Origin of the sequence: Spirulina sp. 06S082, from assembly GCF_034932145.1 — a bacterium.
Taxonomy (GTDB): domain Bacteria; phylum Cyanobacteriota; class Cyanobacteriia; order Cyanobacteriales; family Spirulinaceae; genus CCY15215.
Genome location: NZ_JAYGHV010000218.1, coordinates 1 through 4666, shown reverse-complemented (window position 1 = coordinate 4666; position 4666 = coordinate 1). Strand labels below are relative to the sequence as shown.

The window sequence follows — 4666 nt, the reverse complement described above, 5'->3', positions numbered from 1 at the left end:
ATGCAGGGAAAGGCGGAACATTTAGGCATTGTTGTGGGCAGTACCCCCCAATTTATTGAGGATAAACGACGGGGTTTATATAGCGATGAAGCCTGGCGCACTCGCTTGGCCAAAAGTCGCTTTCTTAAGGACGGACTGCAAGATAGTTTTGCTACGGCGATCGGATTAGAACCGCTAACAACCGCAGAAATTGCCCAACTACTTCATCATTTGGCAGAACTTCACGCCACTCATTACGGTTATCAAAAAAATATAGATTTGCAACAAATTAAAATGTTTCAACAGGAATCAAACAGTCGGATTGGAGCAGAAAAAATGTCTACACCTCGGGAAATCGTGCGAGATTTTATTAGTCTCTTAAATGTTCTACAACAAAATCCAAAGTTGCTGTTTACTGAGTTGATGCAGAGTTCTGAATTCCCATTTACTCCCCCCCAAGAAAGCAAAAATGGTGTCGGAGAGTTTGCTGAGTTCACGCTGTAAAGGCGATCGCTGTCTTTGAATTTTTTACTAAGTTTAAATTAGTTTAACTTAGATAAATCTCTAACAAAACTAGATAATATGCTCTATTTTTTCTCTCGATAAGCGCGAATCATGGCTTGAGTTCCCTGTTCCTTTCCTTCTCCATCCCCCAAACTTTGGACAATTTTAAAGAGGCGATCGCTTAACTCAGTTCCTGGTAATTCTAGAGATGCAGACTCAGCAATTTCTCGAACTAAGCGCAAATCTTTGAGGATATGTTTCACCATAAATCCTGGTGCAAAATCCGATTCTGCTACTTTCAACCCTAGATTAGAAAGCGCCCAAGAACCTGATGCACCCGTACTGCATACTTCAACAATTAAACTCGGATCGATGCCTTGTTTCTCAGCTAAAAGCATTGCTTCACAGATACCCACTAAACTAAGAGAACCGAGGATTTGATTGCACATTTTTACAGCCTGACCGCTACCTATAGGACCGCACAAACGGATATTTTGACCCATTGCTTGAAAGAAAGGTTCGCATTCGGCAAAATCTGGCTCGCTACCTCCCACCATAAAGGTTAAAGTCCCATTTTTTGCGCCAACATCTCCTCCAGAAACCGGTGCATCAAGAAAGCGTAAATGATGCTTGGCTAACTCCGCACCGATTCTTTTCGCGGCGGTTGAACCGATAGTACTGGTATCAACAATTAAGGCATTTTTAGAGGCATAATCGATCGCGCCTTCCTTTCCTAATAGCACTGCTTCCACATCGGGAACATCTCCTAAACAGGAAAAGATAATCTCTGCTGACTCAACAGCTTCTGGTAGAGAAGAGGCGATTTCTGCCCCTGCTTCTGCGGCAATTTTAACCCCTGGGCGATCGCGGGTTCGATTCCATCCTTTCACATTAAAACCGCCTTTGACCAAGTTTGCGGTCATGTAACCCCCCATTACTCCCAGTCCTAGAAAAGCGATTGATTTATTGTTCATGTTTTCTCTTATTATTTCTGATTTATTGTTCATTATTCAAGTGTTCGCCGATCAAGTTTAAAACCTTATCCGCATCAATAGGTTTGGTTAAAAAATTAGTAGCTCCGACCATTTTAGCTCGAACGCGATCGCCAAGTCCGTCTTTTCCCGTTAAAATGACAATTGGTATTTCTTTAAATCGTTCGATCCTGCGAATTTGAGCGCAAATTTCATAACCGTTAGCAATGGGCATGACTAAATCGAGAAAAATGAGATCGGGTTCGTGTTGTAATAACATCGGTAAAGTTTCTACTTCTCTGGCGATCGCCAAAAATCGATAACCAGCTTCCGTGAGAATTTCTTTTAAAATTTGCAGAGTTTGTTCATTATCCTCAATACAAGCAATTAACGGTTGACGAGGTTTTCCGCTTTTTTTTACTTCTCGGAAATCCGGATGAGGCAAATCGGGAAGTTGAATCAATTTAATTGCTTTTTGGCGAATATAGGGCGCTAAAGATGTAGAAAGTTTTAAAACATCTTGTTGACAAAGGGCAGCTATATCTCGTAATGTTCTTTGCCCATTGCATAAAGTCACTAAATTTTTATAGGTTGTTTCTGGAATAATTTTTTGTAGTTTTTGTGGGTTGCTAATCATCGGCGCAAAATTGGGGGAATAACCTTTTAGTCCTGCATTGACCCACTGCTGCCAAATCAGATCGATTTGCATGATAGCGGATGCTAATAACCAATCATTTTGAGGTAATAAGCCGCGATCGGAAGGACGAACTCCAGGGTGAACAATCAGAGAATATTGATGTTTTGATTGGGCTGGATTTTGAGTTGCTTTGAGTTTGAGGGTGACTAACTCCATAAGCTGAACAATATCAAATAATACTTCTGTCATCATGCCTAACATCGTTGCCACAATGGGTTCTGTCTCAGATAATTTACGTTGAACCACAATCACCAAAATTTGATAATCCCAGCATTCAAGGGCATCGGTATTTCGCAGATTAATTTGATTGGGGCTAATCTCGCGACAGCAGCGCCATAATTGCCTGCGCCACCGTCGGACGGGGTGAAGCCCTCCCGTTGCCCAGATTAAGCGCCCTAGGTTAAGATATAAATCCCATTTTTCTCGAGGGGTTAATTGTAATTCTAGTTTTCCTGTAAATTTTTGTTCGCTATAGGAGGTTAATTGCGCTTTAATGGCTTGGGCATCAAACGGATAGCTAGATGTAGATGGGGACGACATGGGAGAGGCGATCGCGTTTTTTTGGGGCGATCGCCGATTTAGAGCGTTGGTAGGTTGAACGGCTGTCATAACAAATATTGCGGCATGAGAATGCGCCCTACTTATGCGATTGTTCTCATTGTATCAATTTCAAGATGATGAGAGGAAAAAATCGCGATCGCCCTTTAAGAAGAGATAGGCTAAGAAACAAAGCGCGATCGCCCTTCCACGTTCAATACGGCAGTCCTGAATTAAAATTATTGAGGTACTCCCCATAATTTCATTTCTTCATCGCTGGCACTCACGATATACCAACCGTCGGGACTGACTGCAAGAGAATTAACAGCGAGTTGATGTGCCTTCATGGTGCGAATTGTTTCTCCTGTCTCTAAGCTGGTAATTGTTATCATGCCTCTTTCATCTCCACTAATAACGGCTTGACCATCTGGGGTTGCTACTAAAGAAGTTACACCAAAGGATTGAATATTTAACGGTCCTAATAATTCTCCTGTTGCTAAATCCCAGTATTTGATATTGCTGTCGTGGGAACTGCTGAGGACGGTGGTTCCATCTGGTGTTATGGTAACGGCAGTTGCCCCTAAAGATTCGTCGTTGAGGGGTCCGAGTAATGCCCCCGAGGGATAATCCCAGAGTTTGAGATTGCTTTTTGCGGAACTACTAACGACGGTGGTTCCATCCGGGGCGATCGCTAATCCAGTAATGCCGAGGGAGCCTTCACTAAATGTTCCGATGAGTTCTCCAGTATTGATATCCCAGCATTTGAGATTCCCTTTTTCTGCTCCCGTGAGAACGATCGCGCCATCTGGTGTAATAGTGAGGCATTGCACCCCTTTAGAGTAGAGACTAAATTGTGCTTCTTTGTTCAAGGTATATAAGTTCCAGCGATTCATATAAATATCACTGCCGCAAGTAACTAAAGTAACGCCATCGGAGGCGATCGCAACCCCTTTGACACCTCGATACTGCACCTCGCTATTAATATGCAGCAATTCAAATTGTTCGTAGGGAATATCCGCATTGTAGTAGTTATTATTTTCTACAATTTCTAAGGCTTCGGGGGACATTTCCTCTATTTCTTCCATTTCTGCTAATGCGGGCATTTCTTCTATTTCTTCCATTTCTGCTAATGCGGGCATTTTTTCTATTTCTTCCATTTCTGCTAATGCGGGCATTTCTTCTATTTCTTCCATTTCTGCTAATGCGGGCATTTCTTCTATTTCTTCCATTTCCGCTAATGCGGGCATTTCTTCTACTTCTTCCATTTCCGCTAATGCGGGCATTTTCGCTTCTGTTTTAATCGGTGGAGACGATTCAGAAGTTTTTGAAGGTGAGTTAATTGAGACAAAAGGATTGAGAGGATCGACTGGAATATTTTGTGAGGAAACTGAAGCATCGGGAGAAACAAAAAAGGGATTATTGGGATCGATCGCGGGAGATTCTCTAGGAATGTCTTCAGGGAGTGGGGCAAAAGGATCGATCGCATTGGGTTCTAATGTTACCGCAACCGAACTATCTGCTAGTTCCTCCCAATTGTCCGGAACAACAAAGGGATTGATTTTTATATCATTATCTTCTGCAACATTTTCTGCAACATCTTCTACAACATCTTCTACAACATTTTGATTGCCGAGATCGAGACTGGGAATTTCAGGTTTGCTAACTGGCGATCGCTTTTTAGTTTTTGAGGTAGGGGAAGGTGACGGAGGAACAACTATATTGGGTTTAGTCTCTAATAATTCCTTCTCTTTTGAAGGAGTTGACATCTTAGGCATTGAGGGAGGTGGAGGCATGGGAACACTCGCCACCTTCGGAGGAGGAGGAGGAGGGGGAGGAGGTGCAGGAATACTTGCTGCTTTTGGAGGTGGGGGAGGGGGTGCAGGAATACTTGCTGCTTTTGGAGGTGGGGGAGGAGGTGCAGGAATACTAGCTGCTTGTGGAGGTGGGGGAGGGGGTGCAGGAATACTTGCTGCTGGTG

At 43.1% G+C, this 4666-nt stretch carries 5 protein-coding genes; 2 read left to right on the top strand and 3 right to left on the bottom strand.

Translation table 11 applies throughout. The features are described 5' to 3' along the window. Window positions 1-483: BREX system ATP-binding domain-containing protein (locus VB714_RS14625; protein WP_323225347.1), on the top strand; the 483-nt coding region annotated here is incomplete at its 5' end. Between the two features lie 83 nt (window positions 484-566). Here VB714_RS14625 and VB714_RS14620 read toward each other — a convergent pair. From VB714_RS14620 to VB714_RS14610, 3 genes are all read right to left on the bottom strand, one after another. Next, window positions 567-1457: an NAD(P)-dependent oxidoreductase gene (locus VB714_RS14620; RefSeq protein ID WP_323225346.1), complete on the bottom strand. Its 891-nt coding sequence runs from the start codon at window positions 1455-1457 to the stop codon at window positions 567-569. A 22-nt stretch (window positions 1458-1479) separates the two neighbouring features. Beyond that, complete coding sequence (locus tag VB714_RS14615; RefSeq protein ID WP_323225345.1) at window positions 1480-2760, bottom strand: response regulator; 1281 nt, start codon at window positions 2758-2760, stop codon at window positions 1480-1482. 167 nt (window positions 2761-2927) lie between these two features. After that, window positions 2928-4454: a hypothetical protein gene (locus VB714_RS14610; RefSeq protein ID WP_323225344.1), complete on the bottom strand. Its 1527-nt coding sequence runs from the start codon at window positions 4452-4454 to the stop codon at window positions 2928-2930. A gap of 25 nt (window positions 4455-4479) precedes the next feature. Between VB714_RS14610 and VB714_RS14605 the strand changes: the two genes are divergently transcribed. Further along, window positions 4480-4666: hypothetical protein (locus VB714_RS14605; RefSeq protein ID WP_323225343.1), on the top strand; the 187-nt coding region annotated here is incomplete at its 3' end.

What these genes read in the sequence shown, in the direction of transcription:
- VB714_RS14620 (WP_323225346.1), bottom strand. Translation starts at nt 1,457, where the DNA reads ATGAACAATAAATCAATCGCTTTTCTAGGACTGGGAGTAATGGGGGGT.
- VB714_RS14615 (WP_323225345.1), bottom strand. Translation starts at nt 2,760, where the DNA reads ATGACAGCCGTTCAACCTACCAACGCTCTAAATCGGCGATCGCCCCAA.
- VB714_RS14610 (WP_323225344.1), bottom strand. Translation starts at nt 4,454, where the DNA reads ATGTCAACTCCTTCAAAAGAGAAGGAATTATTAGAGACTAAACCCAAT.